We start from the raw sequence: 25151 nt of genomic DNA, 5'->3' as shown, positions 1-25151 counted from the left end.
AAAGGCGAAACGGATCCTCGAGCTGGTCGAGCCGCTCGCCGGTCATTTCGTCGCGGCTGTCGGCGAGCCAGCGATACGCCTGGAGCAGGATCGCGGGGCCGAGGAACTTGTCGCTGTTCCACCAATAACTCGGGCAACTGGTCGAGCAGCACGCGCACAGGATGCATTCGTACAGCCCGTCGAGCTTCTCGCGGTCGGCGGGAGATTGCAGCCGCTCCTTGCCTGCGGGCGCCGGGGTAACGGTCTGCAGCCACGGCTTGATCGACGAATATTGCGCGTAGAAATGGGTGAAATCGGGGACCAGATCCTTGATGACTTCCATATGCGGCAACGGCGTGATCGTCATCTCGCCCTTGCAGTCCTCGATCGCCGTCGTGCACGCTAGGCCGTTCTTGCCCTGCATGTTCATCGAGCACGACCCGCAAATCCCCTCACGGCACGATCGGCGGAAAGTGAGCGACGAATCCTGCTCGGACTTTATCTTGATCAGCGCGTCGAGCACCATCGGCCCGCAGGTGTCGAGGTCGATCTCGAACGTGTCGTAGCGCGGGTTCTCGCCGGCATCGGGATCGTAGCGATAGACTTTGAACGCCTTGACGTTCTTCGCGCCCGCCGCTGCTTTGTGAACCTTGCCCTGCTTCTTGATACGGCTGTTCTTGGGCAGGCGGAATTCGGCCATCGAAATGGTATCCCCGGTGGATTGCTGCGCTGCGGCTATGCCTTTCGCCCGCGTGGTGCAACCCCTTGCGGGCACTGGCGCTTGCGTCCCGCCGCGGCTAATCCGGCGACGCCAAACTATCCGTTCTCAAAGGTATCGTATGTCTGTCGGTCGTTGGTGCGTCGTTTTCCTGTGTCTCGGCCTGGCGGTCCCCGCCATATCCCAGCAGACCCGTCCCGACATCGTCATCAACGGCGTGGTCGGCAGCAAGAAGCAGATCACCTGGAAGCGCGCCGAATCCGACCATGTCATCGTGTTCAGCCAGGGCAGCGACGCCGAGCTCGCGCGGGTAACCAAGAGTCTCGAACGGCTCTATCATTTGATGTCGCGCATCTATCGCCGCGGCGACCAGAGCGACACGACGGTCAAGGTGCAGGTCACGCTCGTCGATTCGGGCGCCGATTTTCGCGCGATGGCGCTCGACAATGTGCGCTCGCGGGAGGGGCCGTACGTTACCGCCTTTACTGACGCGGCCTATTACGACCCGCGCGAGGACGGCGCGGTGATCGCCGTCTCGCGGTCGAGCCAGATCGTCGATCTCAACACCAACCGCGCCTATAATCTCGATTGCGACGACCAGATGGCCGAGGGCGTGCCCGACTGCACCGAGTCCTACCACACGCCCGCGGTGCAAACGTGGCAGCAGCGGCTCTACGCGGCCTATGCGCGGCATTTCATCCTGACCTACGCCCCCGCGGCCTATCCGCGCTGGTATCTCGACGGGGTCGGCGTGCTGTTCTCGACGATGAGGGTGCGCGACAATGGGGCGATCGATTACGCCCAGCCGCCGGAAAATTACGCGCAAGTGTTCCGCGCCTATGGCAACCTCGACGTCGGCAAGGTGCTGGCCGGGCGGTATCTCGATGCCGAGCCGGGCAAGACCGGCTGGACGCCATATCACGCCTGGCTGCTCACGCATTATTTCGTGGTGTCGCCGCTCAAGCCCGAGCGCATGCGGCAATTCCAGGCATACATGACCGCGATCCACCAGGGCACGCCGATGGCCGAGGCGGCGAAGGCGTTCGGCGACATGGGCGCGCTGCAGCGCGAGCTCGCGAGCTATGTCGATCGCGACAAGGCGTTCGCCCGGACCGCGCCGCAGACCGCCGACGCGGAGCCGCTGATCAGCGCCTTGTCGCCCGCCGCCGCGGCGCTGGTCATGGCGCGGGTTGAGCTCGGCTCGCGGCTAGAGGCGGGCGACGCCCAAGCGGCGCTGCGCCGCGATGGCTGGATCGCGCAGTTGCGCGATACCGTCGCCAAGCTGCCTTACGATACCGAGGCGCAGCTCCTGCTGACCGAAGCCGAATGCCGTGCAGGTCACGCCGTGGAATGCCAGGCCGACGCGGAGCGGGTGCTTGCCAAGTCGCCCGACAATGTCCGCGCGCTGGCGTGGAAGGGCGTCGCGCTGACCGACCGCGCCGTGACCGGCGCGCCGATCGACCGCGCCGCCCGGCTGATCCTGGCGCGCGCTGCGATCGAGCGCGCGATCGCGATAGACGACGAGGCGCCGTTGCCGCCGATCGCCTGGTTCCAGAGCTACACCAAGGCGGGCGAGCCCGTCCCCGATGCGGCAATGGCGGGAATGGCAAAGGTGATCCGCGAAATGCCCGCCGCGCCGGCGCCGCGGCTCTACCTCGCCGAGGAATTGAAGCGCCAGGGCAAGGGCGACCTTGCGCGGCGGCTGGTCGAAGTCATCCTCTACGGCGCCTACGATTCGCCCGAGAAAAGAGCGGCGGTGACGCTGTTCGAGTGACCGCGATCAGATCACGTCGAGCACCAGCCCCAGGTCGCGCGCTTCCTCGGCCTCGATATACCAGTTGCTCGGCGCGCGGTCGCGCATGTCCTCGAACGCGACCTTCGATCCGGTAACGAGGTCGCGGAAACCCTCCTCCTCGATCAGGATCGAATGCTCGATTTCGTGGAGCTTGGCCTTGAGCGTCGCGGGCAGCGTCTTGAGCGGCCCGTCGAGCGCGATCGTGTCGGTCAGCTTGCGCTCGTGCACCATGATCCGCGTGCGCTTGGTCAGGAAGCGGTGCTCGACCGGGAACGCCGACATGAAGGTCGCGCCCGCCGAATAGACCGCGACCTTGCCGAGGAACAATATGTCGCGGCCCTGGAATTCGCGGATCAGGCGGATGTCGTCGCCCATCGCGCGCGCCACTTCGGGATCGCCGCCCAGCGTGGTCAGCGTCACGACCAGCATGCCGTCGGCCGGGCATCGCGACAGCTGATCGCAGAAATTATTGTACATCGCATAGTCGACGGTGCCGTGCAGCCGGACGTGCGGGGTGGCGAGAAGCGGATATTTCTGGGCGGTGCTGTCGGTCATCGCGCGGCTAACTGCCTGTTGGCAATGAAGTTCCAGGGAGCTTCCAATTCATTTAAAAACGCCTCCCCGGCGAAGGCCGGGGCCCAGGTGTGAGCCGATTATTGGTGAGTGTTGCTTTAGTTACCGTCGCATCGATACTGGGCCCCGGCCTTCGCCGGGGAGGCGTAAAGGCTGGAAAGCTCAGCCGATCACCGCCTTCAGGTTCATGAATTCGTGCAACCCCCACGGCCCGAGCTCGCGGCCATGGCCCGAGCGCTTGACCCCGCCGAACGGCGCTTCGGGGGTCGAGGCGAGCATGCGGTTGATCGCGGTCATCCCGGCCGCGATGTCGCGGGCGAAGCGCTCCTGTTCGGCTTTTTCGGTTGTCCAAACCGACGAGCCGAGGCCGAACGGCACGTCGTTGGCGAGTGCGATCGCTTCGTCGATGTCGGCGACCTTGAACACCATCGCGACGGGGCCGAAGATTTCCTCCTTCGCGACATCGGCTTCCGGATCGACATCGACCAGCACGCCGGGGGTCAGATAGGCGCCGGGCAGATCGGGCTTTTCCGCGCCGAACAGAAGCGTCGCGCCCGCATCTCGGAACTTGGCGAGCTGGCCGAGCACGGTATCGCGCTGCTCCTCCGACGATAGCGGCCCCATGTCGGTGCCGGGATCCATCGGATCGCCGGTCTTGACTGCCTTCATCCCCGCGACGAATTTTTCGATGAAGGTGTTATAGACCGCTTCGTGGACGATCATCCGCTTGGCGCAGATGCACGATTGCCCGGTGTTCTGGACACGCGCCGTAACCGCGGTCTTGGCCGCCAGGTCGATATCGGCGCTGGGCATCACGACGAACGGATCCGACCCGCCGAGTTCGAGCACGACTTTCTTGAGCGCTCGCCCCGCCGCCTCGGCGACCTTGGCGCCCGCGCCCTCGCTGCCGGTCAGCGTCACCGCGACGATGCGCCGGTCGGCGATCAGGTCGGCGATCTTGTCGGACTTGAGAGGCAAGTTCTGGAACAATCCTTCGGGCGCACCGGCCTTGCGGATCGTTTCCTCGATCGCCGCCGCGCAGCCCTGCACCGACGACGCGTGCTTCAACAGCCCGACATTGCCCGCCATGATCGTCGGCGCGGCGAAGCGGATGACCTGCCAATAGGGGAAATTCCACGGCATGACCGCGAGTACCGCGCCCATCGGCAGCCACCGCGCGGCGACGTGACCGGCGGGGGTCTCGACCTCGCTCGGCGCGAGCAAGTGGGATCCGTGTTTCGCATAATAACGGAACGCCGACGCGCATTTCTCGACCTCGGCGATGGCGGACTTGAGCGTCTTGCCCATTTCATCGGTGGCGATGCGCCCCAGCCGCTCCTTGTCCTCCTCGAATGCTTCGGCGATGCGGCGGAGCAACGCCGTGCGCGTGTCGAGCTCGCTCTCGCGCCAGTCGAGAAACGCGTCCGCCGCCTTGGCCAGCCGTGCCTCGACCTGCGCGTCGGTCAGTTCGGCATGGCTCTGGCCGGGCTTGCCGGTCGCGGGGTTGATGCTGGTGAACATGTGCGATCCTTTTCGTCGGATACCCCAACGCGTCAGCGCGTTACGCGTATCCGGGCGAGTGCAACAATCATTGTGCAACCGGAACAAGCGTGCAAAGTCTGCCGCACCTACAACGTGGGAGAGGAATAATGGGTATCATCCGCATGATCGTCGTCGGCTTTATCGTCGGCGGCTTGGCTCGCTGGTTCTTTCCAGGGCCGGTTCCGATGCACTGGTACTGGAGCATCTTGCTAGGTATCGCCGGGTCGTTCCTGGCAGGCTTTGTCGTGCAGATGCTCAGCCCGTCGCAACGCCAGCAACCGCTTCATGCTGCAGGGTGGATCGCATCAATTCTAGGCGCGATGGTCCTCATCTTGCTCAACAATCACTTTCATATTTTGACTTGAACAACGCGGCGGATCGGCGGGTTGCTCCCGCCGGTCCGCTGACGCATAGCTCTGGCATGGATATGCCGACCGATAGGCCGATTGAAGAATTGGCGTTCGAGGACGCGCTGAAGCGCCTCGAAGAGATCGTCCACACGCTCGAAACGGGCGAGGCGAAGCTGGGCGACGCGATCACGCTTTATGAGGAAGGCACGCGGTTGCGCCAGCAGTGCAGCGCGCGGCTCGACGCGGCGCAGGCGCGGATCGAGGCGATCCGGCTCGGCTCGGATGGCCGTCCGGCGGGCGTCGCGCCGTTCGACGGCGGATGAGGCCTGCGGCGATGGTCGCTTCGCTCTCGCTCCAGGCCGCGCTGACCGAAATCGGGGCGGAGATCGACCGCCGCTTCGACACGCTCCTCGCCATTCCCGATGATCCGCGCGCCGATTTGTATCGCGCGATGCGCCACGCCGCGATCGGCGGCGGCAAAAGGCTGCGGCCGCTCCTCGTGTTCGCCACCGGCAATCTGTTCGGGGTCGACCGCGACTGCCTCGCGCGCGCCGCGACCGCGATCGAGGCGATCCATGTCTACTCGCTGATCCACGACGATCTGCCGGCAATGGACGACGACGACCTGCGCCGCGGCAAGCCCACCGTGCACAAGGTGTTCGGCGAGGCGACGGCTGTGCTGGCGGGCGATTGCCTGCATGCGTTGGCGTTCGAATGGCTGGCCGATCTTGCGACGCATCCCGACCCCTTCGTGCGGTCCGAGCTGGTGCTCGAAGTGGCGCGCGCGTCCGGGCCGAACGGCATGGCGGGCGGGCAGATGATGGACTTGGAGGCGGAGAAATCGCGCTTCGACCTCAACACTGTGACCAGGCTTCAGGCGATGAAGACCGGCGCGCTGATCGCTTGTTCGGTCGAGGCCGGGGCGATCCTCGGCCGCGCCGCGCCCGACGCGCGCACCGGTCTGCGCGGCTATGCCCGCGACATCGGCCTCGCGTTTCAGATTGCCGACGATCTGCTCGACGTCGAGGGCGACGAGGACAAGGCGGGGAAGAGACTGCGCAAGGATGCGGGCGCGGGGAAGGAAACCTTCGTCTCGTTGCTCGGCACCGGCCGCGCCAGGGAACAGGCGGCGATGCTGGTCGACCAGGCGGTCGATCACTTGCGCGGGTTCGGCGCCGAAGCCGATCTGCTCCGCGCGGTCGCACGGTTTGTGCTGGAGCGGGACCGCTAGATGATGGGGGATACGGCATGACCATTCGCACGGGCGTCTATCCCGGCACCTTCGACCCGATTACCCTTGGGCATATGGACGTGATCCGGCGCGGTGCGACTTTGGTCGATCGGCTGATCATCGGCGTCACCACCAATGCGTCCAAATCGCCGATGTTTTCGACCGAGGAACGCATCGCGATGGTTGAGCGCGAGACCGCGGGTATCGCCGGCGTCAGCGTCATCAGCTTCGATTCGCTGCTGGTGGATTTCGCCCAGAGCCTGGGCGCGAGCATGATCATCCGTGGCGTGCGTGGCGTGACCGATTTCGAATATGAGTATCAATTGACCGGCATGAACCGCGCGCTGAACGACCGTATCGAGACCGTCTTCCTGATGGCCGACGTCGCACTCCAGCCGATCGCCAGCAAGCTGGTCAAGGAGATCGCGATGTACGGCGGCGACATCGGCAAATTCGTGCCGCCCAGGGTGCGCGACGAAGTGGCGGCGCGGGTCGAGCAACTGGGGCGCAAGGGAAGCTAGTGTTTGACGCGCTCACGCGCGGCCAAGCGAATGCTTGCCCCAAAAGCGCCTTCTTATCTTCGCATTGGCGCGCCGAATGATTTGCTTTAAGCGGCCATTCGAACCCTGTTTCTTCCGGAGTCACCATGCGTTTCATTCTCGGCCTGATCGCGACGATGTGCCTCGCGGTCACCGGCACCCCGGCGATGGCGGCCAAGAAGAAGCCGGTCGCGGCAAATCCGGTTGCTGAGCGGCTCGCGCCGCCGCCGCTGACCGACAAGGAAAACCTGCTTTATCTCGACCTGTCGACCGGCGGTCGCGTGGTGATCCGGCTCTATCCCAATGTCGCGCCCAAGATGGTCGAGCGGATCAAGATCCTGACTCGCCAGCATTTCTATGACGGGCTCAAGTTCCACCGCGTGATCGAAGGCTTTATGGCGCAGACCGGCGATCCCAAGGGCGACGGCACCGGCGGGTCGACGCTTCCCGATCTGCCCGCCGAGTTCAACTGGATGCCGCACGTCCGCGGCGCGGTCAGCGCCGCGCGCGAGGGTTCCGCGCCCGACGCCGATGCCGAGACCAGGACCAAGGCCGAGAACAGCGCCAACAGCCAGTTCTTCATCGTGCTCGACCCCAAGCTCGCGCTCGACAAGAAATACACCAACTTCGGCCGCGTGATCTCGGGCATGGAATTCGTCGATACCATCGAGCGCGGCGAGCCGCCGGCCAATCCGTCGACGATCCTTCATGCCTATATCGCCGCAGACAATCCACCAGCGTACACGCCCCCGCCACCGCCCCCGCCGGTGGTGCTGCCGGCTGTGACGGCCGTCGCGCCGGGGCCTGCGCCAAAGCCGGTGGCCAAGCCCGCGCCGAAGAAGCCGGTCGCGAAGAAGACCAAATAACCCGTTCGGCCCCGGACTCGATCCGGGGCTGTCGAAGCCCGTTTGGGAGACACGCCCTTCGACAGGCTCAGGACGAACGGGCGTGGGATTCGATCATCATGAACGTCGATCTGTTCGACTTCGACCTGCCCGCCGATCGCATCGCGCTGCGTCCCGCGTCCCCGCGCGACGCGGCCCGGATGCTCGTGGTCGACGGTGAGGCGATGCGCGACCGGCTGGTCGGCGATCTTCCTGGCGAGCTACGCGCGGGCGATTTGCTCGTGTTCAACGACACGCGCGTGATTCCGGCGCAGCTAGAGGGGCGGCGCGGCGACGCGGCGATCGGCGCGACGCTTCACAAGCGCGAGGGGCCGCGCCGCTGGCGCGCCTTCGTGCGCAACGCACGCCGGCTGCGCGACGGCGACAGTATCGATTTCGGTGCGGGCGTTTGTGCCATCGCGTCGGACCGCGGCGAGGACGGCAGCTTCGCGCTCGACTTTGCCGGGGATGAGCCGGTCGAAACGCTGCTCGAACGCTGCGGGCGGATGCCGCTCCCGCCGTATATCGCCTCGAAGCGACCGACCGATGCGCGCGATGCGGACGATTACCAGACGATGTTTGCCGACCAGCCCGGCGCGGTCGCAGCGCCGACGGCTGCTCTTCATTTCACGCCTGAGTTGATGGCGGCGCTCAACAAGGCGGGAATCGGCTACACGACGCTGACGCTGCACGTCGGCGCGGGCACCTTCCTGCCGGTCAAGGCCAACGACACGGTGGATCACAAGATGCACGCCGAATGGGGCCGGATCGACGCCGCCGCAGCCGAGCGGATCAATGCCACGCGCGAAGCGGGCGGCAGGGTGATCGCGGTCGGCACGACCAGCTTGCGGCTGATCGAAAGCGCGTGTGACGCCAATGGCCGAGTCCAGCCGTTCGAAGGTGACACCGCGATCTTCATCACGCCGGGGACGCGGATCCGCGGGATCGACGGCCTGATGACCAACTTCCACTTGCCGCGCTCGACGTTGTTCATGCTCGTCAGCGCACTGATGGGGCTCGACGTCATGCAAAAAGCCTACGCGCAGGCGATCGAAACCGGCTATCGCTTCTACAGCTATGGCGATGCGTCGTTGCTGCTGCCGTCGAAGGAATGACCATGCGCACCGCCATCTTGCTTGCTTTTGCGCTGATTGCCGCGCCCGCCGCCGCCCAAGACCTCGGCCGCGTGCCGGTCCCGCTCGGCACCAAGGGCCCGGGGCCGGTCGGACCTGTCGCGCCCAGCCTGGTGGTCGAGCCGGTGGCGATGATGATCGCGGCGTGCGATGCCGACGGCGACGGCCGGGTCAGCCGTGACGAACTGCACCGCTGCCTCGCGCGCAGTTTTGCCGCGATCGATACGGGGAAGACCGGCGCGCTCGGCTATATCGCGTTTGCCGACTGGGCCGAGAAATGGCTCGGCGACCGCACCGCTTTGCCGAGCCCGTTCGAGACCGATGCCGATGGCGACAACAAGATCACGCTCGCCGAACTCGATGCCAAGTTCGACTCGATCTTCGCGCGGCTCGACAAGGACAAGGACGGATTCCTGACCCGCGCCGAATTGCTGACGATCCGCGCCAACATCGCGCCCGATTTCGAGCGGCGAAAGAAAGCGAAGCCGTGACCGCAGCGCGCTACAAGCTGGTCATTTTCGATTTCGACGGGACGCTGAGCGATAGCGGCGAGTGGCTATTGTCGATCATCGACGAACTGGCCGACCGCTTCCGTTTCCGCCGCGTCGATCCCGATGAAATCGAAGCGCTCCGCCGCCGCCCGACGCGCGAGGTGATCGAGCATCTCGGCATCCCGCGCTGGAAGCTCCCGCTGATCGCGCGTCACGTCCAGGCGCGGTTCGGGCGCAGCGCCGCCGACATCCAGCTGTTCGGTGGCGTCCGCACGATGCTCAAGGCAATGTCCGACGCTGGCGTGCGGATGATGCTGTGCTCGTCCAATGCGGAGGCCAATGTCCGCGCAGTGCTGGGGCGCGAGGACGCGGCGCGGTTCGAAGCGTATTTCTGCGGCTCCGGCCTGTTCGGCAAGGCGCGCAAATTCCGCCGCGCGATTCGGGCGAGCGGTGTCGCCGCGCCGGACATCCTGGCGATCGGCGACGAAACCCGCGACATCGACGCTGCGCGCGAAGTCGGGCTCGTCGCGGGCGCCGTGCTGTGGGGCTATGCCAATCCGGACACGCTGCTCGCAATGAAGCCCGATGTGGCGTTTGCCGCGCCTCAAGAAATCGTCGCTTTTCTCACTTGAACGCAGTAGCTTGGCGCCCTCTCGAAGGGGTTCGCGATGCGTCTGCTATTTTCGTTGCTGATCATGGCATTGCTGACCGCGGCCGGGCCGGCCGACGATTGGAAGGCATTGCTCAAGGCCGGCAAGGATACCGAGGCGCTGGCGCAGGTGCGTAAGGCGGCCGATGCAGGCGACGCGATAGGGCTCGACTGGATGGGGTGGTTCTACGACGTCGGCCGCGCGGTCGCCGCGGACAAGCCCAAGGCCGCCGGCTATTATCGCCAGGCGGCCGAAAAAGGCGAGCCCCACGCGCAATGGCGCTACGGCGTGATGCTCGACACGGCCGAGGGCGTGGCACTCGATTCGACGGCGGCGATGGGCTGGTTTCGCAAATCGGCGGCCCAGGATTTCAGCAGCGCCTATGTCAGCATGGGCGTGATGTATTCGGGCGGGCGCGGGGTGACGCGCGATTACGCCAAGTCGCTCGATTATTACCGGCAGGCGGCAAAGCTTCATAACGTCCATGCCTTCAACGAGATCGGCGTCGTTTTTGCCGCGGGGGAAGGCGTCCCGCCCGACAAAATCGAGGCAATGGCCTATTTCATCATCGCGGCGGCCGCCGGCGACGATAGCGCGCAGCGTCGAGTGCAAGCGATCGGTAGTGAGCTGGGCGAGGATGGCATGAAGCGCGCGGTGGGCCGCGCCAACGTGCTGTCGAAGGAATACAATCTGAACGGTGCGCCGGACAGGTCCGGGCTGACCACCTGACGCGCGGAGGTGACCCGCGCGGCGACTGCCGCTAGAGCCCCGCACCATGCCTCCCCGTTTCGACTTCACCATCCACGCCACCGACGGTGCCGCGCGCACGGGCGAGATCGCGATGCGGCGCGGGGTCATCCGCACACCGGCGTTCATGCCGGTCGGCACCGCCGCCACCGTCAAGGCGATGAAGCCCGCCGACGTGCGCGCGAGCGGTGCGGACATCATCCTCGGCAACACCTATCATTTGATGCTCCGCCCGACCGCCGAGCGCGTCGCGCGGCTCGGCGGGTTGCATGCCTTCATGGGGTGGGGCCGGCCGATCCTGACCGACAGCGGCGGGTATCAAGTGATGAGCCTGTCGGAGCTGACCAAGCGCGACGAGAATGGCGTCGAGTTCAAGAGCCATCTCGACGGCACGCGGCACCTGATGAGTCCCGAACGATCGATGGAGATCCAGCGGCTGCTCGGGTCGGACATCGTCATGGCGTTCGACGAATTGGTGCCGACCACCTCGGCGAAGGAAGTGCAGTCGGCGGCAATGGCGCGGTCGATGCGCTGGGCGAAGCGCAGCCGCGAAGCGTTCCTGAGCGGCGGCGAGCATGCCGACAACGCTGCGCAGTTCGGCATCCAGCAGGGGGCGCTCGACGAGGCTCTTCGCGGGGAGAGCGCGTCGGCGCTGACCGAGATCGGTTTCGACGGCTATGCGATCGGCGGGCTCGCGGTGGGCGAAGGGCAAGCGGCGATGTTCGGCTGCCTCGACTTCGCGCCGGGCCAGCTTCCGGCCGACAAGCCGCGTTACCTGATGGGCGTCGGCAAGCCCGACGATATCGTCGGCGCGGTCGAGCGCGGGGTCGACATGTTCGACTGCGTGCTGCCGACGCGTAGCGGGCGGACCGGGCAGGCGTTCACGCGCACCGGCCCGATCAACATCCGCAACGCCAAATTCGCCGAGGACCGCGGACCACTCGATCCCCAGTGCGGCTGCCCGGTCTGCGCGAGTTGGGAGCGCGCGTATCTCCACCACCTGGTTCGCTCGGGCGAAATCCTCGGCGCGATGCTGATGACCGAGCATAACCTTTATTTCTATCAGGCGTTGATGGCCGACCTGCGCGGCGCGATTACGGGCGGCAAGCTCAAGGTATTTGCCGACCGATTCCGCGCGCGCTACGCAGGGGCCAAGGAGAGTGATGCGTGACCGACGAACCCGAAGAGAATGAAATCATGGCTGCCGCGCGCGAGGCCAAGGCGCGCGAAGAGGGCGCGGCGCGCACTACCGAACCCGCCAGACTGAGCAAATGGGGGATCGCCGCGATCGGCGCGGGCGTGGGATCGGCCGCGGTGGCGGCGGCGATGCTCTACGCCAATCGCAACAAGAAGCGTGGGTGACCGGAACCGCCTGATCGCCGAGGCCTATCGCTGGCAGCGCCGGCTGGGGCATCGTGTGATCGCGCTGCCGCACTGCGGGATCGTCGCCGATCCGGCCAAGCCCGATCTGTGGGACGCCAACCACGCCGATGATGTGACCGCGCAGAGCGACGCCGAGATCGATGCGGTGCTTGCGGCGATGGAGGAACACCTCGCGCACAGCGGCTGGCGCGTCCTCCATACCGACGGCTTCACGCCGGACCGTTTCCTAGCGCGGCTGGCCTATCTCGGGTTCGCGGAGCGCCCGGTGGTTGTCCAGATGACCTGCGATCAACTCAGGCCGACCGGTGGTGCGCCGGTCGATCTGGTGGAGATTGCCGACGCCACCGGCTGGGCCGCGCTGACCGCGCTGGTCCGCGCCGACGTGACCGAAGGCAAGCGCACCGGCGGGCTCGATCTCGACGATGCGTTTGTCGACGACATGGTCGCCAATTATCGTGCCAAGGCGCCTGTCTACCGTTTCCACCTCGCCTTGCTCGATGGCGAACCCGTCGCGTACGGCGCGATGATCGCCGCGCCGAACGGGATGGGGATGATCGAGGATTTGTTTACCTTGCCCTCGGCGCGGCGGCGCGGGATCGCCTCGACGATGATCGCGCATTTCGACGCGGCACTGCGGGCGGAAGGGTCCACCGGCGTGTTCCTCGGCGCGGTGGCGGAGGAAGAGGCCAAGTCGCTCTATTACAATCTGGGATTTCGCCCCGCGATGCTGTCGCGGTGCTGGGTCAAGCAGGTCACGTAACCGGCTTTCGCCCGGTCAGGATATCGACCGGGCCGAGCGAGCGCTTGCTGTTGAGCGGCCATGGCACGCCGAGCGTCGCCACCAGTTGCTCGCGGCGCAGATCGGTGGTGGCCGCGAGCAATGTGTCGAGTGCGGCCGGGTCACCATAATCGGACGCATCGCGAAACCGGTCGATCAGCACGAACCGCCCGCCGGGCTTTAGCACGCGGAACGCTTCGCTCACCGCGGTCAGCGGCTCGCCTACCTCGTGGAAACACATCACCGAGGTCACGCAATCGAAGCGCGCATCGGGGAAATCGAGCGCGCCTGCATCCATGCGGCGGAAGGTCGCGCCGGGCAGGCGCGCCTCACAGGCCGATTGCGTATAGTCCCAGCCATCGCCCCAGAAATCGACACCGGTCACGGCTAGGCCGGGCGTATTGGCGAGCAACGTCGCGATCAGGCTGGCGTCGCCGCAACCGATGTCGAGTATAGTGGCGCTGGCATCGGGCATCAGCGCCAGCCGGTCAGCAACCGCGTCATGGATGCGCTGCTGCCACCCACTCGACAGCTGTCGCCGGATGCGCAGCATAACGAACGCCGCGAACCCTGCGCCGGCGGCGGGGATCAGCAACACCAGAGAGAAGAGCGACCACAGGCTACCGATGATCGCCAGCGCCACGAACCCCAGCGCGAGCAGGACAACGAAACGAATGCGCCTAGACGGGATCCAGTTCGAGGTTTCGTGGTCCATCGTAGTCCTCCCCGATTGACTCGTTGCGTCTTAGCACGACACAACACCGCCGCCCTCACTCCCTCCCGGAGACACCGATGCGCCTGACTCGTACCGCCCTGCTGTTGGGCGTTGCCCTGCTCCCCCTCGCCGCCAACGCCGCACCCAGGAAGGTGCCACCCCGCGCCGCCGCGAAGGCCGCCACGGTCAAGCCGATCGCCTTCACCACGCGCGCGCTTCCCAATGGGCTGCGCGTCTACGCGATCCGCGACACCAAGACCGCGAACGTGTCGGTGCAGGTCTGGTACAATGTCGGGTCGAAGGATGATCCCAAGGGCAAGTCCGGCTTCGCGCACATGTTCGAGCATCTGATGTTCAAGGCGACGCGCAACCTGAAGTCGGAGAATTTCGACCGCCTGACCGAGGATGTCGGGGGCTACAACAACGCCTCGACCAACGACGATTACACCAATTATTACGAGGTCGTCCCGGCCAACCACCTCCAGCGGCTGCTGTTCGCAGAGGCCGACCGCATGGCGTCGCTGGTGGTTGAGCCGGTGAGCTACGCGTCGGAGCGCGACGTGGTGAAGGAGGAATTGCGCCTGCGCACGCTCGCGACGCCGTACGGCAAGCTCTATTCGATCTATTATCCGGAGATCAGCTACCGCGTGCATCCCTATGCGCGGCCCGGCATCGGCAGCCTCGACAACCTCGAAGCCGCGACGATCGACGACGTTCGCGCGTTCCACGCGACCTATTATCGTCCCGACAATGCCGTGCTGGTCGTCGCGGGGAATTTCGATCCGGCGCAGCTCGATGCGTGGGTCGATACCTACTTTGCGGGGATCAAGCGTCCCGACCGCCCAATCCCGCGCGTGACGGTGACCGAGCCCGAGCGGACGGTCGCGACGAACTACACCGTCTACGAGCCCAACACGCCGCTGCCCGCGGTGCTGATCAGCTATCCGGTGCCGAGCGATAATAACGCCGATATCCCGGCGCTGACCTTGCTCGACGCGATCCTGTCGCGCGGCGATTCGTCGCGGCTGTACCAGGACCTCGTCTATCGCGATCAGCTCGCGCAGTCGGCCAATACCTTTCTCGACAGCAAGCAAGGCACCGGATCGTTCGTCGTCGTCGCGACGATGGCCGACGGCAAGGATGTGAGTGCCGGTGAGGCCGCGTTGCGCGCCGAAGTCGCGCGTGTGCGTGACGGGCTAGTCACGCCGGCCGAACTGGCGCGTGCCAAGAACCAGTTGCTGACCGCGACGATCGAAAGTCGTGAGACCGCCGACGGCAAGGCATCGACCATCGCGCGTTCGGTGATCATCGATGGCGATCCGGCGGCGGCGGACAAGCAGCTCGCGGCGATCCAGCGCGTGACCTCCGCCGACATCCAGCGTGTCGCACGGCGATATTTGACCGATAACCGCTCGGCCGCGATCCGCTACATGCCCGCCGAGATGGCGCCCAAAAGCGGGCCCAAGGGCGACAAGATCGCGGTCGCCGACACTGTCCGGGTCGCCGAGCTCAAGACGCCCGGCGATGTCGCTGTGATCAAGCCTGCTAGCGATGCCGATCGCGTTGCCGTCCCCGACCCAGGCAAAGCGGTTGTCGCCGCGCTCCCCGCGCCCGTGACGATGAAGCTCGCCAACGGCATGACGCTGATCGTCGTCGAAAAGCACGATCTGCCGCTGGTAAGCGCGTCGATCGTCGCCAATGGTGGTGGCGCTGCCGACCCGGCGAACCGTGCGGGGCTCAACAATCTGACCGCCGACCTGATGACCAAGGGCACGCGCACGCGTTCGGCAACGCAGATCGCCAACGAAGTCGAAAAGCTTGGCGGGTCGATCGGATCGGGCGCCGGCTGGGATTCGGCCGAGGTGTCGCTGCAAGTCAAATCCGACCAGATCGCCCCGGCGCTGGCGGTGCTCGCCGATGTGACGCGCAACCCGACATTCGCCGCCGACGAACTCGAGCGCGACCGCGCGCAGACGATCGATGGGGTGCAGGTGCAGCTCAAGAATCCCGCGCGGTTGGCCAGCTATGTCGCGACCAAGTTGGTAATGGGGGCGGGGCCGTACGGGCACCCGTTGGCGGGCACGCCCGGTTCGCTGAAAGCCATCACCCGCGCCGACGTGCAGGACGCTTATCGCAGCACGTGGTGGCCGATGAACACGACTTTGGTCATGGTCGGCGACATCACCCCAGCGGCAGCCAAGGGGTTGGTGGAAAAGTCCTTCGCGACATGGAATACGCCGCCGTGGCCGCCGTTCCCGATAACGCCGCCGGCGGCTCCGCAGTCCGCCTATGTACCTCGCATATTAGTCGTCGACATGCCCAATGCCGGGCAGGCCGGAGTCGTCATCGCGCGTCCCGGCATCGCGCGCAGCGACCCCGATTTCTACGGCGCGGCGGTCGCCAACGCGACGCTCGGCGTGGGGTTCTCGTCGCGGCTCAACCAGGAAATCCGCATCAAGCGCGGGCTGGCGTACGGCGCGGGCAGCGGGATCGCGGCGCGGCGCCAACCGGGTTATGTTTCCGCCAATACCCAAACCAAGAACCCGTCGGCGACCGAAGTCGTCGGGCTGATCGTCGACACGATGCGCGGGATGGGGTCTGCGCCAGTGCCGGCGGGCGAGCTCGCGTCGCGCAAGGCGGTGCTGATCGGCGATTTCGGCCGCGATACCGAGACGACGAGCGGCATCGCGAGCATCCTGGGCGATTACGTGATCGAGAACGTCCCGTTGAGCGAACTCAAGGCGTTCACCCCCAAGATAGACGGCGTGGACGCCGCAGCGGTGCAGCGCATTTCGCAGCGGCTACTCGACCCGACCGGCGCGAGCATCATCGTGGTCGGCGATGCCAAGCTGTTCCTCGAGGATCTGCGCAAGAAATATCCCAACGTCGAGGTGATCGCGGCGGACAAGCTCAACCTCGACAGCCCGACATTGAAGTGACGATGCTGGGGCGGTGGTAAGCCCCGCCCCGGTCGTTACAGCGGCGCCGGCAGCCAGCTCAGGTCGAGCCCCTGGTAGCGATCGACATAGTTCGCCTCGCGCAGCAGCGCGCGTTCGTTGATGAAGGCGATGTGGCCGTTCGCGCGCGCGATCAGCCCTTCGTCCTCCAACTGCCGCAGCATGCGGTTGACGTGGACCGCGGTCAGCCCGGTGGCGTCGCCAATCTCTTCCTGCGTCAGCCCGAGCACGAAGCTGTCGGTGATCGACTTGTCCATCATCCGCAGCCGATTACGCATGTCGATCAGTACCGCAGCGACTCGCGCCTTGGCCGAGGTGCGGCCGAGCGCCGCCAGCCGGTCGGTCAGCGCCGCACGCTCGATCTGGCTATAGACCATCATCAACGCCGCGAGCCGCGGATGCGCCGTCAAGATACCGCTCAATGCGGAGCGTTCGAACGGGCACACCACGCAATCCGACAGCGCGGCGATCGTCTCTGGCGCTTCGCGATAGACCAGGCTCGACAGCCCCATCATATCGCCGGGGAACAGGAAGCGCAGGATCTGGCGGCTGCCGTCGTCGAGCAGCATCGACGACATCATCACGCCCTTGCGCAGGACGAACATCTCGCCGACGCGGTCGTTCTCGCGCTGGATCGTGGCGCCGCGCCGCACCGGGCGCTCGCGCTCCTCGATCCGGGCCAGCGCATCATGTTCCGCCGGGGTGATCGATACAAGATCGCCCAAACGCTCGGCGAAGCAACTCCCTGACACGCTACGCTTTCCCCCGTACACTTGGGTTGCACAAAGCAGTGCGCGGGCGGGCGCGCATTAAAGTCGATCAATGGTCGTTGCGAACCCGTTGCAATACGCCGGCGCTTGCGCGGTTGCGTGGGGTCGATAGAAGCTCGGTCATGGACCGTATCCTCATCCGCGGCGGCAATCGCCTGACCGGCAAATTGCCCATTTCGGGCGCGAAGAATTCGGCGCTGACGCTGATGCCGTGCGCGCTACTGACCGAAGAGCCGGTGACGCTGCGTAATTTGCCGCGATTGGCCGACGTTGACAGTTTCGGGCATTTGCTCAACCAGCTTGGCGCTTCGACCCAGATCGAAGGATCGCGGCCCGAGGATTTTGGGCGCGTGATGACGATGCGCGCCGGCAAGCTGACCTCGACCGAAGCGCCGTACGATATCGTCCGCAAGATGCGCGCGTCGATCCTGGTGCTCGGACCGCTGGTCGCGCGCGCGGGCGAGGCGACGGTGTCGCTGCCGGGCGGATGCTCGATCGGCAACCGCCCGATCGACCTGCATCTGAAGGCGCTCGAAGCGATGGGCGCTGATATCGAAGTCGCCGCCGGCTATGTTCGCGCCAAGGCGCCGGGCGGACGCTTGCCCGGCGGGCGCGTGACCTTCCCGATCGTATCGGTCGGCGCGACCGAGAATGCGGTGATGGCGGCGGTATTGGCCAAGGGCGGCACCGTGATCGAAAACGCCGCGCGAGAGCCCGAAATCGTCGATCTGTGCAATCTGCTGCTCGCGATGGGCGCGTCGATGTCGGGCGTGGGGACCGAAACGCTGGAGATCGAGGGCGTCGATCGGCTCCACGGCGCGACGTACCGCGTGATGCCCGACCGGATCGAGGCGGGCAGCTATGCCTGCGCGGTGGGGATCGCCGGCGGCAAGGTCGAGCTGGTCGGAGTCAAGATGGATGACATGCGCGCGACGGTCGCGGCGCTGATCGATGCCGGGGTCGGCGTCGAGGAGAAGGGCCAGTCGCTGCACATTTCGTCCGACGGCAAGTTGAAGCCGCTGACGCTCTCGACCGCGCCGTTCCCGGGCTTCGCCACCGACATGCAGGCGCAATTCATGGCGATGCTGTGCAAGGCGGATGGCGCCAGCGTACTGACCGAGACGATCTTCGAAAACCGCTACATGCACGTGCCCGAACTCGCTCGGATGGGCGCCGACATCCAGGTGCGCGGCCGCACCGCGGTGGTGCGCGGGGTCGACCATCTGGTCGGCGCGCCGGTGATGGCGACCGACCTGCGCGCGTCGATGAGCCTGATCATCGCGGGGCTCGTCGCCGACGGCCAGACCGAGGTCAGCCGCGTGTATCACCTCGACCGCGGGTACGAGCGGCTGGAAGAGAAGTTACAGGCGGTCGGCGCGGATATCGAGCGGGTGGGGGACGGCTGAACCACGAACCGGTTCAGCCGTCGCCCGGTCAGCCACGCGACAGTTGGAAGCCCATCGACGTCCATGCGCTCATCGAATGGCACTCGCTCCGGTACAACGCGATACCGAGCCGCTCGGCTTCGCTCGCGCGTAGCGGCGTGACGCAATAGTGACCGCGCTCGGCGACGTAGACGACGCGGTAACCCTTTGCGGGATTGGCCGCTGCCGGTGCTGCGGCGGACATCGCGCACAATGCCGCGACCGCGACATATCCCGTTTGCTTGATCATAACGTTCAACTCCTTTGGACCGGTAAGGCCGGCAAAGGAGGCTATGCATGGAGTGTGCCAGTTGAGTAACACACCTGGAGGAGGCCGGCGTTCGGGATTCGCCGCCAATTGCGACCGTCAAATCACGCCATCAATCGGCGGTAGGTGCTAAATCGCGTCGAGCGCCGCCGCGAAGTCGGCGATCAAATCGTCGGCGTCCTCGACCCCGATCGAGATGCGCACCAGATTGTCGGTGATCCCCAGCGCCTGCTTGCGTTCGTCCGGCACCGACAGATGCGTCATCGCCGCCGGCGCGCTGGCCAGCGTTTCGGTGCCGCCCAGCGACACGGCAAGCTTGGCGATCTTGAGTGTGTCGAGGAACGCGAACGCCTCCTTCTCGCCGCCCTTGAGATAGAGCGAGAAGGTGCTGCCCGCGCCGGTGCAATGGCGGCGATAGATGTCGGCCTGCCGCGCATCGCCTTGCGCTTCGAGGAAGCCGAGATAGCCGACCTTTTCGACCTTCGGGTGGTTGTTGAGGAAGTTGCACACCTTGACCGCATTCTCGCCCGCGCGGGTCATGCGCAGTTCGAGCGTTTCGAGGCTGCGGAGCAGCATCCACGCCGTGTGCGGGTCGCAGATCGTGCCGATCGTGTTGCGCATCATGCGGATCGTATTGATGTGCGCCTTCGTACCGAGCACGCCGCCCGCGACCAGATCGCTATGCCCGCCGGCATATTTGGTCAGGCTGTAGACGACCAGATCGGCGCCTTGCTTGAGCGGTTGTGCCCAGACGGGGCCGAGGAAGGTGTTGTCGATCGCGATCGGCGGCTTGTCGGCGCGGTCGGCGAAGATCGCGTCGCGCGATGCTGCGACTGCTTCGACATCGACCAACGCGTTGGTCGGGTTGGCCGGGCTTTCGAGATAGATCAGCGCGACGTTGCCCGCCTCGGCGCCCTGCTTCATCGCGGCGTCGATCTCGTCGCGCGTCGCACCGGCGGGGAAATCGACCCACTTGACCCCGAACTTGCCGAGAATGCGCGCGATCAGCGTTTCGGTCGCGGCGTAGAGCGGGCCCGAATGGACGATCGTGTCGCCCGGCTTGACCATCGCCAGGAACAAGGTTGCGATCGCCGACATGCCAGACGAGAAGGCGAGCGCGTCCTCGGCATTTTCCCAGATGCCGAGCCGGTCCTCGAGGATTTCCTGGTTCGGCCCGTTGAAGCGCGAATAGACGAGCCCGTCGGACCCACCCGGGCGCTTGCCCGTCACGCCCTCGAAATGGCGCTTGCCGGCGGCGGCGTTGGGGAAGACGAAGGTCGAGGTAAGGAAGATCGGCGGCTTGAGCGACCCTTCGGACAGCGTCGGGTCGTAACCGTGCCCCATCATCAGCGTCGATGGCCGCAGGTTACGCCCGCCGATCGACGCGACATGGCCCTTGGGTGCTTTGGGCGCCTCGACCCCTGTCAGGTCGGCTTCGGTTTCGGTGGGCTGGTCGGGCATGGGAAACTCCTTGGGGAAGCCGTTGCCATAGCCGCAGGTCGTTTCAGGGGAAACTAAATCGCGTCGGCGATCCCGATGATGCTGACCTGGCGGCCATAGCCCGGCTCGCCACGATGCGTGGCGCGGCGGAAGCTGTAGAAACGATCCTCCGCAGCATAAGTGTCCAGCCCCATAGCCTCGACTGTGCGGACCCCGGCGGCGGCAAGGCGGTGCGCGACGTATGCCTCGAGATCGAATTGGGCGTGGCCATCGCGAGCGGAGGCGAAGAAGCGTTCGCTGGCGGGATCTGCCTGTTCGAAGCGGCGCTGGAACGACGCATCGACTTCGTAACTGGCGCGCGCGATGCACGGGCCGATCGCGGCGCGGATGCGGTCGCGGCGGGCGCCCAGTGCCTCCATCGCCAGCAACGTCGCGTCGGTCACGCCGCCCAGCGCGCCTTTCCATCCGGCATGCGCCGCGCCGACGACGCCAGCCTCGGCATCGGCGAGCAGCACCGGCGCACAGTCGGCGGTGAGGATGCCGAGCGCGATTCCCGGCCGGTCGGTCACCACCGCGTCGGCGTGCGGGCGCAGCGTCTCGTCCCATGGCTGGGCGACGGTGAAGCAGTCGGCTGAGTGGACCTGATACGGGTTGAACAGGACCGCGCCGGGCAGCACCGCGTCGCGCGCCAGCTCGCGGTTTCGAGCAATGATCGCCGGATCGTCGTCTGAGCCGGTACCGACGTTGAGCCCGGCATAGAGCCCGGTCGATACGCCGCCGCGCCGCCCGAGAAAACCGTGCGGCACGTCGCCCAGCGCGCGGGCGCGGTTCACCTCGACCGTCATAGCGCGAGCCGCATCAGCCGGTCGTCGTCGGGCTGGTCGCCGACCATGAAGGTGTATTGGCCGATTTCGATGAAGCCGTAGCGTTCGTAGAATCGCTTGGCGCGATGGTTATCGACATAGACCGACAATATCACCTCGCCCGCGCCGCGCGCGCGGGCGGCATCGAGCGCCCAGTCGATCAGCACCGGGGCGACGCCCTCGCCTTGCCACGGGCCGAGAATGTAGAGCTGGTGCAATTCGATCGCGTCCGCCGGCCAATCGCCGGGAAACGCGACCGGGCCGACCTTGCAGAAGCCGATGATCGCGCCGTCGCTCGTCGCCAGCCGCACCGCATAGACCGGGTCGGTCAGGGGCGATGGCAGGCCGGTCGCGCCGAACGCCGCGTCGAGGAACGCCGCGAGATCTTCCTGGCGATACAGATTGCCGAACGTCTCGGTGAAACACCTCCGGGCGACTTGCGCGAGTTCGGCGCCGTCGGCGGGGAGAGCGTCGCGATAAGCGATCATAGGAACCCCGCCGGGGTCGGCCAATCGGGCGATGTCCACGCCATCGCCTTGAACAGGTCGCCCATCTGGTCACCCTCGACTAGCCGCGCGCGGTCGGCGGCGAACGCTTCGGCGCGATCGGGCGTCGCCCGCGCCAGCGCCGCGGCGCGCGGTTCGATGCCGAGCGCGGTCAGGAACGCGCCCTGGCCGACCGGCCCTTCGACGCGGACCCCCTCGACCCCGGCGGCGCCGGCCAAGGTCGCGAAATCGACGTGCGCCGTCAGGTCGCGATTGCCGGGTTCCTCGAACGGGTTGGCGAAGCGGTGGCCGCTGACGGCCTGCAGCGTGTCGCCGACCGCCGGGCCTTCATAGCCGTAGTCGATCACCAGCGCGGCGCCCCCCTGACGCACCAGCCGCCCCGCCACCGCGCGCGCGATGCCGACGCTGGCGGGCGAGGTCTCGATCACCGATCCGGGCGCAGCACCGCGCAGATGCTCGGGGATGATGCTGTCGGGCAGGTCCTTCCCCGCGATCGGCAGGAAGAGCAGGTCCTGGCACGCCACCATCCGCTCGCGCCACGCATCGCCCGCGCGGACCAGTTGGCGGATCGGCAGTGCGTCGAAGAATTCGTTGGCGACGACGATCAGGGGCCGGTCGTCGGGCAAGGTCGCGACGTCGTCGTGCCAGTGCGCGTCGGGCACCACCGCCTTCTGTGCCGCGCGCAATACCGGGCTGGTCTCGACGAAATGGACCGGCGGCGTGAGGCCGACTTGCGCCATCGCGCGCAACGCATCGGCGGTCAGTGTACCGCGGCCGGGGCCGAGTTCGACCCAGACGACCTCCGGCCGGCCCGCGCGCTGCCACAGATCCGCCGCCCACAGCCCGATTAGCTCGCCGAACATCTGGCTGATCTCGGGCGCGGTGGTGAAATCACCCGCCGACCCCAAAGGGTCGCGGTGCGCGTAATATTCGGCATTGGCCGCGGCGATGTACTGCGACAGCGGGATCGGCCCCGCCATCGTGATCGCGCGCGCCAGCCGCTCGGGCAGCGAGCCGTCGCTCACCTCACGAGACCGCTTCGTCGCCCGCGATCGGGGTGACGCGCTGGCGGCGGCCCTTGGCGGTCGCGATGAGATACGCGCCGCCCAGCACCATCGGCACGCACAGCAACTGGCCCATATGCACGCCAGGATTTTCGAAGAACTTGCCGACGAACTGGCTGTCGGGCTCGCGAAAGAATTCGATCACGTAGCGGAACAGCCCGTAGAACAGGATGAACAGCCCGACGAGCTTGCCCGGATCGTAGCGCGCTTTGGTGCGCCAGAACGCAAACCACAGGATGGCGAACAGCAATATGCCTTCGAGCCCCGCTTCGTAGAGCTGGCTCGGATGGCGCGCGATGTCGTTGGGCGTGCCGTGGAAGACGATCGCCCAGGGCAGGTTCGGATCGGCTGGCTTGCCCCACAATTCGCCGTTCACGAAGTTCGCGATCCGACCGAAGAACAATCCGAAGGGTGCGCAGCATGCGACGTAATCGTGGACGCGCAGCCAATCGAGCTTGTGCCGTCGCGCGAACAGCAGGATGCCGATCGTCGTGCCGATCACCCCGCCATGGAACGACATGCCGCCGTCCCATAGCTTGAAGATGCCGAGCGAGATCAACAACTGCGGCGCGTAGAACAAAGCATAGCCGATCCGCCCGCCCAGGATGATCCCAAGCGTCGCGTAGAATACCAGGTCCTCGGCATGGCGGCTCGCCATCGGCGCGCCCGGCGCCCTGAGCATCCGCATCAGGTACATCCACCCGACGACGATCCCGGCGATATAGGCGATCGAATACCATTTGATGTCGAACAAATCGCGCCCGAACAGATGGATATGCAGCAGCACCTTCGACAGATGCAGGTCGTTGAAATCGATCGACGTGAGTGCGTGCAGGATCAAGGCTTTTCCCCGGGCTTTGGCGCTTCCATAAGGGGGACAGGCGACAAGACCAAGCGGAGAGAATGACGATGCCGAGCGTGCTCGATGTGCGGATGGACGACGGGATCGGCAAGCTGACCGGCGACGGCGCGCCGATGGCGCTGACCGAAGTGACGGTCGGCGACCGGACCTACCGCGCGATCGCTGCCGCGCCGCCCAGCCTCGCGCATTACTTCGCGCATTATTGCGATGAGCATGCCGATGCCACGTTCCTGGTGTCGGGCGACGAACGCGTGACCTTCGGCAAGGTTCACGCCCAAGCGTTGCGGGTGGCGAACGCACTGGTCGCCGGTGGGCTGGCGCGTGGCGACCGCGTCGGCATCGCGATGCGCAATTCGCCATCGTGGATCGCGCTGTACATGGGCACGCTGATCGCCGGCGGCGTCGCGGTTCTCTTGAACGGCTGGTGGCAGTCGGAGGAATTCGCCGCCGCGTTAACCGAGGTCGAATGCAGCATCGTGTTCGCCGACCCGCCGCGCGGCAAGCGGCTGGCCGAGGTGGCAGGGCTGACCTCGAAGGTCGTGGTAATCGACGATCTAAAGCCGTTGGCGGAGGCGCTTGCGCCGGTCGCGTCGGACGCCGCCGCCGATCTGCCCGAGCTTGGGCCGGACGATCTCGCGACGGTCCTGTTCACCAGCGGCTCGACGGGCCAGTCGAAGGGGGCGCTCAGCGACCATCGCGCGGTGCTCCAGGCGGTGCTCAACTATCTGGCGCAGGCGCTGGTGATGCTCGGCCTCGCGACCGAGGACGGCAAGCCACCCGAGGGCCAGCCCTCTACCTTGCTCAACGTGCCGCTGTTCCACGTCACCGCCGAAGTCCCGGTGATGCTCCAGTCGTTCGCGATGGGCAGGAAACTCGTGCTGATGCCCAAATGGGACGCGGCGGAGGCGATGCGCCTGATCGAGGCGGAGCGGGTGAGCTATTTCGTCGGTGTGCCGCTGATGAGCTTCGAAATCCTGACGCATCCGGATCGCGCCAAATACGATTTGTCGACCGTCACCGATTTCGCCGCGGGCGGCGCGCCGCGCCCGGTCGATCACGTGCGGCGGATCAACGAGGAGATGGGCGGCGGTGCGCCGCTGATCGGCTACGGCCTGACCGAGACCAACGGCGTCGGTTGCGGCAACTGGCGCGACAATTACCTCGCCAAACCCAATTCGACCGGCCGCGCCTCGCTACCGCTGGTCGATCTCGCGATCCTCGACGATGCGGGGCGCAAGGTCGCGCAAGGTGAGCGCGGCGAGATCGCAATCCGATCGATCTGCAACTTCCGCGAATATTGGCACCGGCCCGATGCCACCGCAGCGGCGTTCAGCGCTGATGGTTACTTCCTGACCGGCGACATCGGCTATCTCGATCCCGACGGGTACCTGTTCATCGTCGATCGCAAGAAGGACATCATCATCCGCGGCGGCGAGAATATCAGCTGTCAGGAAGTCGAGGCGGCGATCTACGAGCATCCCCTGGTCGC

At 66.1% G+C, this 25151-nt stretch carries 27 protein-coding genes; 16 read left to right on the top strand and 11 right to left on the bottom strand.

Features of this window, described 5'->3' with window-relative positions:
• Window positions 1-679 (bottom strand): succinate dehydrogenase iron-sulfur subunit (locus JWM94_RS15240; protein ID WP_299428935.1); only part of this gene is annotated, 679 nt, incomplete at its 3' end.
• Window positions 680-818: 139 nt separating this feature from the next.
• Here JWM94_RS15240 and JWM94_RS15235 point away from each other — a divergent pair.
• Window positions 819-2471: a hypothetical protein gene (locus tag JWM94_RS15235; RefSeq protein WP_299428933.1), complete on the top strand. Its 1653-nt coding sequence runs from the start codon at window positions 819-821 to the stop codon at window positions 2469-2471.
• A 6-nt stretch (window positions 2472-2477) separates the two neighbouring features.
• On the opposite strand, the gene JWM94_RS15230 is transcribed toward JWM94_RS15235, so the two are convergent.
• Window positions 2478-3047 carry an ATP-dependent Clp protease proteolytic subunit gene (locus tag JWM94_RS15230; protein WP_299428931.1) on the bottom strand — a complete coding sequence of 190 codons (570 nt, stop codon included), beginning with the start codon at window positions 3045-3047 and terminating at the stop codon, window positions 2478-2480.
• A 180-nt stretch (window positions 3048-3227) separates the two neighbouring features.
• Window positions 3228-4586, bottom strand: a complete 1359-nt coding sequence (locus tag JWM94_RS15225; RefSeq protein ID WP_299428929.1) for an NAD-dependent succinate-semialdehyde dehydrogenase — start codon at window positions 4584-4586, stop codon at window positions 3228-3230.
• A gap of 128 nt (window positions 4587-4714) precedes the next feature.
• Here JWM94_RS15225 and JWM94_RS15220 point away from each other — a divergent pair, with 128 nt between their 5' ends.
• The 12 genes from JWM94_RS15220 (at window position 4715) to JWM94_RS15165 (ending at window position 12775) form a co-directional block, all read left to right on the top strand.
• Window positions 4715-4972, top strand: a complete 258-nt coding sequence (locus JWM94_RS15220; RefSeq protein ID WP_299428927.1) for a GlsB/YeaQ/YmgE family stress response membrane protein — start codon at window positions 4715-4717, stop codon at window positions 4970-4972.
• A 62-nt stretch (window positions 4973-5034) separates the two neighbouring features.
• Window positions 5035-5280: an exodeoxyribonuclease VII small subunit gene (locus JWM94_RS15215; RefSeq protein ID WP_299428945.1), complete on the top strand. Its 246-nt coding sequence runs from the start codon at window positions 5035-5037 to the stop codon at window positions 5278-5280.
• A gap of 11 nt (window positions 5281-5291) precedes the next feature.
• Window positions 5292-6188 carry a polyprenyl synthetase family protein gene (locus JWM94_RS15210; protein ID WP_299428925.1) on the top strand — a complete coding sequence of 299 codons (897 nt, stop codon included), beginning with the start codon at window positions 5292-5294 and terminating at the stop codon, window positions 6186-6188.
• A gap of 23 nt (window positions 6189-6211) precedes the next feature.
• On the top strand, window positions 6212-6709 hold the full coding sequence (coaD, locus tag JWM94_RS15205; RefSeq protein WP_299428943.1) for a pantetheine-phosphate adenylyltransferase: 498 nt from the start codon (window positions 6212-6214) through the stop codon (window positions 6707-6709).
• Between the two features lie 125 nt (window positions 6710-6834).
• The gene (locus tag JWM94_RS15200; RefSeq protein WP_299428923.1) at window positions 6835-7593 is read left to right on the top strand and encodes a peptidylprolyl isomerase; all 759 of its coding nucleotides are present in this window, start codon (window positions 6835-6837) and stop codon (window positions 7591-7593) included.
• 98 nt (window positions 7594-7691) lie between these two features.
• Window positions 7692-8726, top strand: a complete 1035-nt coding sequence (gene queA / locus JWM94_RS15195) for a tRNA preQ1(34) S-adenosylmethionine ribosyltransferase-isomerase QueA (protein WP_299428921.1) — start codon at window positions 7692-7694, stop codon at window positions 8724-8726.
• 2 nt (window positions 8727-8728) lie between these two features.
• Complete coding sequence (locus JWM94_RS15190; RefSeq protein WP_299428919.1) at window positions 8729-9235, top strand: EF-hand domain-containing protein; 507 nt, start codon at window positions 8729-8731, stop codon at window positions 9233-9235.
• Complete coding sequence (locus JWM94_RS15185) at window positions 9232-9867, top strand: HAD hydrolase-like protein (protein WP_299428917.1); 636 nt, start codon at window positions 9232-9234, stop codon at window positions 9865-9867. The genes JWM94_RS15190 and JWM94_RS15185 overlap by 4 nt, the downstream gene beginning before the upstream one ends.
• 36 nt (window positions 9868-9903) lie before the next feature.
• Entirely contained in the window at window positions 9904-10614 is a 711-nt protein-coding gene (locus tag JWM94_RS15180; protein WP_299428915.1) for a tetratricopeptide repeat protein, read from the top strand.
• A gap of 46 nt (window positions 10615-10660) precedes the next feature.
• Window positions 10661-11803, top strand: a complete 1143-nt coding sequence (tgt, locus tag JWM94_RS15175; RefSeq protein WP_299428913.1) for a tRNA guanosine(34) transglycosylase Tgt — start codon at window positions 10661-10663, stop codon at window positions 11801-11803.
• On the top strand, window positions 11800-11994 hold the full coding sequence (locus JWM94_RS15170) for a hypothetical protein (protein WP_299428911.1): 195 nt from the start codon (window positions 11800-11802) through the stop codon (window positions 11992-11994). The genes tgt and JWM94_RS15170 overlap by 4 nt, the downstream gene beginning before the upstream one ends.
• Window positions 11987-12775, top strand: coding sequence for a GNAT family N-acetyltransferase (locus JWM94_RS15165; protein ID WP_299428909.1), 789 nt, complete (start codon window positions 11987-11989; stop codon window positions 12773-12775). Before JWM94_RS15170 ends, JWM94_RS15165 begins: the two co-directional genes overlap by 8 nt.
• On the opposite strand, the gene JWM94_RS15160 is transcribed toward JWM94_RS15165, so the two are convergent.
• Window positions 12768-13508: a class I SAM-dependent methyltransferase gene (locus tag JWM94_RS15160; protein ID WP_299428907.1), complete on the bottom strand. Its 741-nt coding sequence runs from the start codon at window positions 13506-13508 to the stop codon at window positions 12768-12770. The genes JWM94_RS15165 and JWM94_RS15160 overlap by 8 nt on opposite strands.
• Window positions 13509-13585: 77 nt before the next feature.
• On the opposite strand from JWM94_RS15160, the gene JWM94_RS15155 reads away from it, so the two are divergent.
• Window positions 13586-16447 carry a pitrilysin family protein gene (locus JWM94_RS15155; RefSeq protein WP_299428905.1) on the top strand — a complete coding sequence of 954 codons (2862 nt, stop codon included), beginning with the start codon at window positions 13586-13588 and terminating at the stop codon, window positions 16445-16447.
• A gap of 35 nt (window positions 16448-16482) precedes the next feature.
• On the opposite strand, the gene JWM94_RS15150 is transcribed toward JWM94_RS15155, so the two are convergent.
• A complete protein-coding gene (locus JWM94_RS15150) occupies window positions 16483-17217 on the bottom strand; it encodes a Crp/Fnr family transcriptional regulator (RefSeq protein ID WP_299428903.1) in 735 nt (244 codons plus the stop codon).
• A 140-nt stretch (window positions 17218-17357) separates the two neighbouring features.
• On the opposite strand from JWM94_RS15150, the gene murA reads away from it, so the two are divergent.
• Window positions 17358-18641, top strand: a complete 1284-nt coding sequence (gene murA, locus JWM94_RS15145; RefSeq protein ID WP_299428901.1) for a UDP-N-acetylglucosamine 1-carboxyvinyltransferase — start codon at window positions 17358-17360, stop codon at window positions 18639-18641.
• Window positions 18642-18669: 28 nt separating this feature from the next.
• Here murA and JWM94_RS15140 read toward each other — a convergent pair whose 3' ends face one another.
• The 6 genes from JWM94_RS15140 to lgt all read right to left on the bottom strand — a co-directional run bounded on the left by JWM94_RS15140 (window position 18670) and on the right by lgt (window position 23602).
• Complete coding sequence (locus tag JWM94_RS15140) at window positions 18670-18909, bottom strand: hypothetical protein (protein ID WP_299428899.1); 240 nt, start codon at window positions 18907-18909, stop codon at window positions 18670-18672.
• Between the two features lie 147 nt (window positions 18910-19056).
• The gene (locus JWM94_RS15135; RefSeq protein WP_299428897.1) at window positions 19057-20388 is read right to left on the bottom strand and encodes a cystathionine gamma-synthase family protein; all 1332 of its coding nucleotides are present in this window, start codon (window positions 20386-20388) and stop codon (window positions 19057-19059) included.
• 53 nt (window positions 20389-20441) lie between these two features.
• Window positions 20442-21212: a peptidoglycan editing factor PgeF gene (gene pgeF, locus JWM94_RS15130; protein WP_299428895.1), complete on the bottom strand. Its 771-nt coding sequence runs from the start codon at window positions 21210-21212 to the stop codon at window positions 20442-20444.
• On the bottom strand, window positions 21209-21718 hold the full coding sequence (locus JWM94_RS15125; RefSeq protein WP_299428893.1) for a GNAT family N-acetyltransferase: 510 nt from the start codon (window positions 21716-21718) through the stop codon (window positions 21209-21211). Before JWM94_RS15125 ends, pgeF begins: the two co-directional genes overlap by 4 nt.
• Window positions 21715-22716, bottom strand: a complete 1002-nt coding sequence (locus tag JWM94_RS15120; RefSeq protein WP_299428941.1) for an SAM-dependent methyltransferase — start codon at window positions 22714-22716, stop codon at window positions 21715-21717. The genes JWM94_RS15125 and JWM94_RS15120 overlap by 4 nt, the downstream gene beginning before the upstream one ends.
• A gap of 46 nt (window positions 22717-22762) precedes the next feature.
• A complete protein-coding gene (gene lgt, locus JWM94_RS15115; RefSeq protein ID WP_299428939.1) occupies window positions 22763-23602 on the bottom strand; it encodes a prolipoprotein diacylglyceryl transferase in 840 nt (279 codons plus the stop codon).
• Window positions 23603-23709: 107 nt separating this feature from the next.
• On the opposite strand from lgt, the gene JWM94_RS15110 reads away from it, so the two are divergent.
• A partial coding sequence (locus tag JWM94_RS15110; protein ID WP_299428937.1) for a class I adenylate-forming enzyme family protein occupies window positions 23710-25151 on the top strand: 1442 nt, incomplete at its 3' end.

This window comes from Sphingomonas bacterium (assembly GCF_028289855.1).
Taxonomy (GTDB): domain Bacteria; phylum Pseudomonadota; class Alphaproteobacteria; order Sphingomonadales; family Sphingomonadaceae; genus Sphingomonas.
This window is presented reverse-complemented; position numbering and strand designations above follow the sequence as displayed.

What these genes read in the sequence shown, in the direction of transcription:
- JWM94_RS15210 (WP_299428925.1), top strand. Translation starts at nt 5,292, where the DNA reads ATGGTCGCTTCGCTCTCGCTCCAGGCCGCGCTGACCGAAATCGGGGCG.
- JWM94_RS15155 (WP_299428905.1), top strand. Translation starts at nt 13,586, where the DNA reads ATGCGCCTGACTCGTACCGCCCTGCTGTTGGGCGTTGCCCTGCTCCCC.
- JWM94_RS15125 (WP_299428893.1), bottom strand. Translation starts at nt 21,718, where the DNA reads ATGATCGCTTATCGCGACGCTCTCCCCGCCGACGGCGCCGAACTCGCG.
- pgeF (WP_299428895.1), bottom strand. Translation starts at nt 21,212, where the DNA reads ATGACGGTCGAGGTGAACCGCGCCCGCGCGCTGGGCGACGTGCCGCAC.
- JWM94_RS15140 (WP_299428899.1), bottom strand. Translation starts at nt 18,909, where the DNA reads ATGATCAAGCAAACGGGATATGTCGCGGTCGCGGCATTGTGCGCGATG.
- JWM94_RS15190 (WP_299428919.1), top strand. Translation starts at nt 8,729, where the DNA reads ATGCGCACCGCCATCTTGCTTGCTTTTGCGCTGATTGCCGCGCCCGCC.
- JWM94_RS15225 (WP_299428929.1), bottom strand. Translation starts at nt 4,586, where the DNA reads ATGTTCACCAGCATCAACCCCGCGACCGGCAAGCCCGGCCAGAGCCAT.
- JWM94_RS15200 (WP_299428923.1), top strand. Translation starts at nt 6,835, where the DNA reads ATGCGTTTCATTCTCGGCCTGATCGCGACGATGTGCCTCGCGGTCACC.
- JWM94_RS15160 (WP_299428907.1), bottom strand. Translation starts at nt 13,508, where the DNA reads ATGGACCACGAAACCTCGAACTGGATCCCGTCTAGGCGCATTCGTTTC.
- JWM94_RS15215 (WP_299428945.1), top strand. Translation starts at nt 5,035, where the DNA reads ATGCCGACCGATAGGCCGATTGAAGAATTGGCGTTCGAGGACGCGCTG.
- JWM94_RS15135 (WP_299428897.1), bottom strand. Translation starts at nt 20,388, where the DNA reads ATGCCCGACCAGCCCACCGAAACCGAAGCCGACCTGACAGGGGTCGAG.
- queA (WP_299428921.1), top strand. Translation starts at nt 7,692, where the DNA reads ATGAACGTCGATCTGTTCGACTTCGACCTGCCCGCCGATCGCATCGCG.
- murA (WP_299428901.1), top strand. Translation starts at nt 17,358, where the DNA reads ATGGACCGTATCCTCATCCGCGGCGGCAATCGCCTGACCGGCAAATTG.
- JWM94_RS15220 (WP_299428927.1), top strand. Translation starts at nt 4,715, where the DNA reads ATGGGTATCATCCGCATGATCGTCGTCGGCTTTATCGTCGGCGGCTTG.
- JWM94_RS15230 (WP_299428931.1), bottom strand. Translation starts at nt 3,047, where the DNA reads ATGACCGACAGCACCGCCCAGAAATATCCGCTTCTCGCCACCCCGCAC.
- JWM94_RS15180 (WP_299428915.1), top strand. Translation starts at nt 9,904, where the DNA reads ATGCGTCTGCTATTTTCGTTGCTGATCATGGCATTGCTGACCGCGGCC.
- JWM94_RS15120 (WP_299428941.1), bottom strand. Translation starts at nt 22,716, where the DNA reads ATGGCGGGGCCGATCCCGCTGTCGCAGTACATCGCCGCGGCCAATGCC.
- JWM94_RS15235 (WP_299428933.1), top strand. Translation starts at nt 819, where the DNA reads ATGTCTGTCGGTCGTTGGTGCGTCGTTTTCCTGTGTCTCGGCCTGGCG.
- tgt (WP_299428913.1), top strand. Translation starts at nt 10,661, where the DNA reads ATGCCTCCCCGTTTCGACTTCACCATCCACGCCACCGACGGTGCCGCG.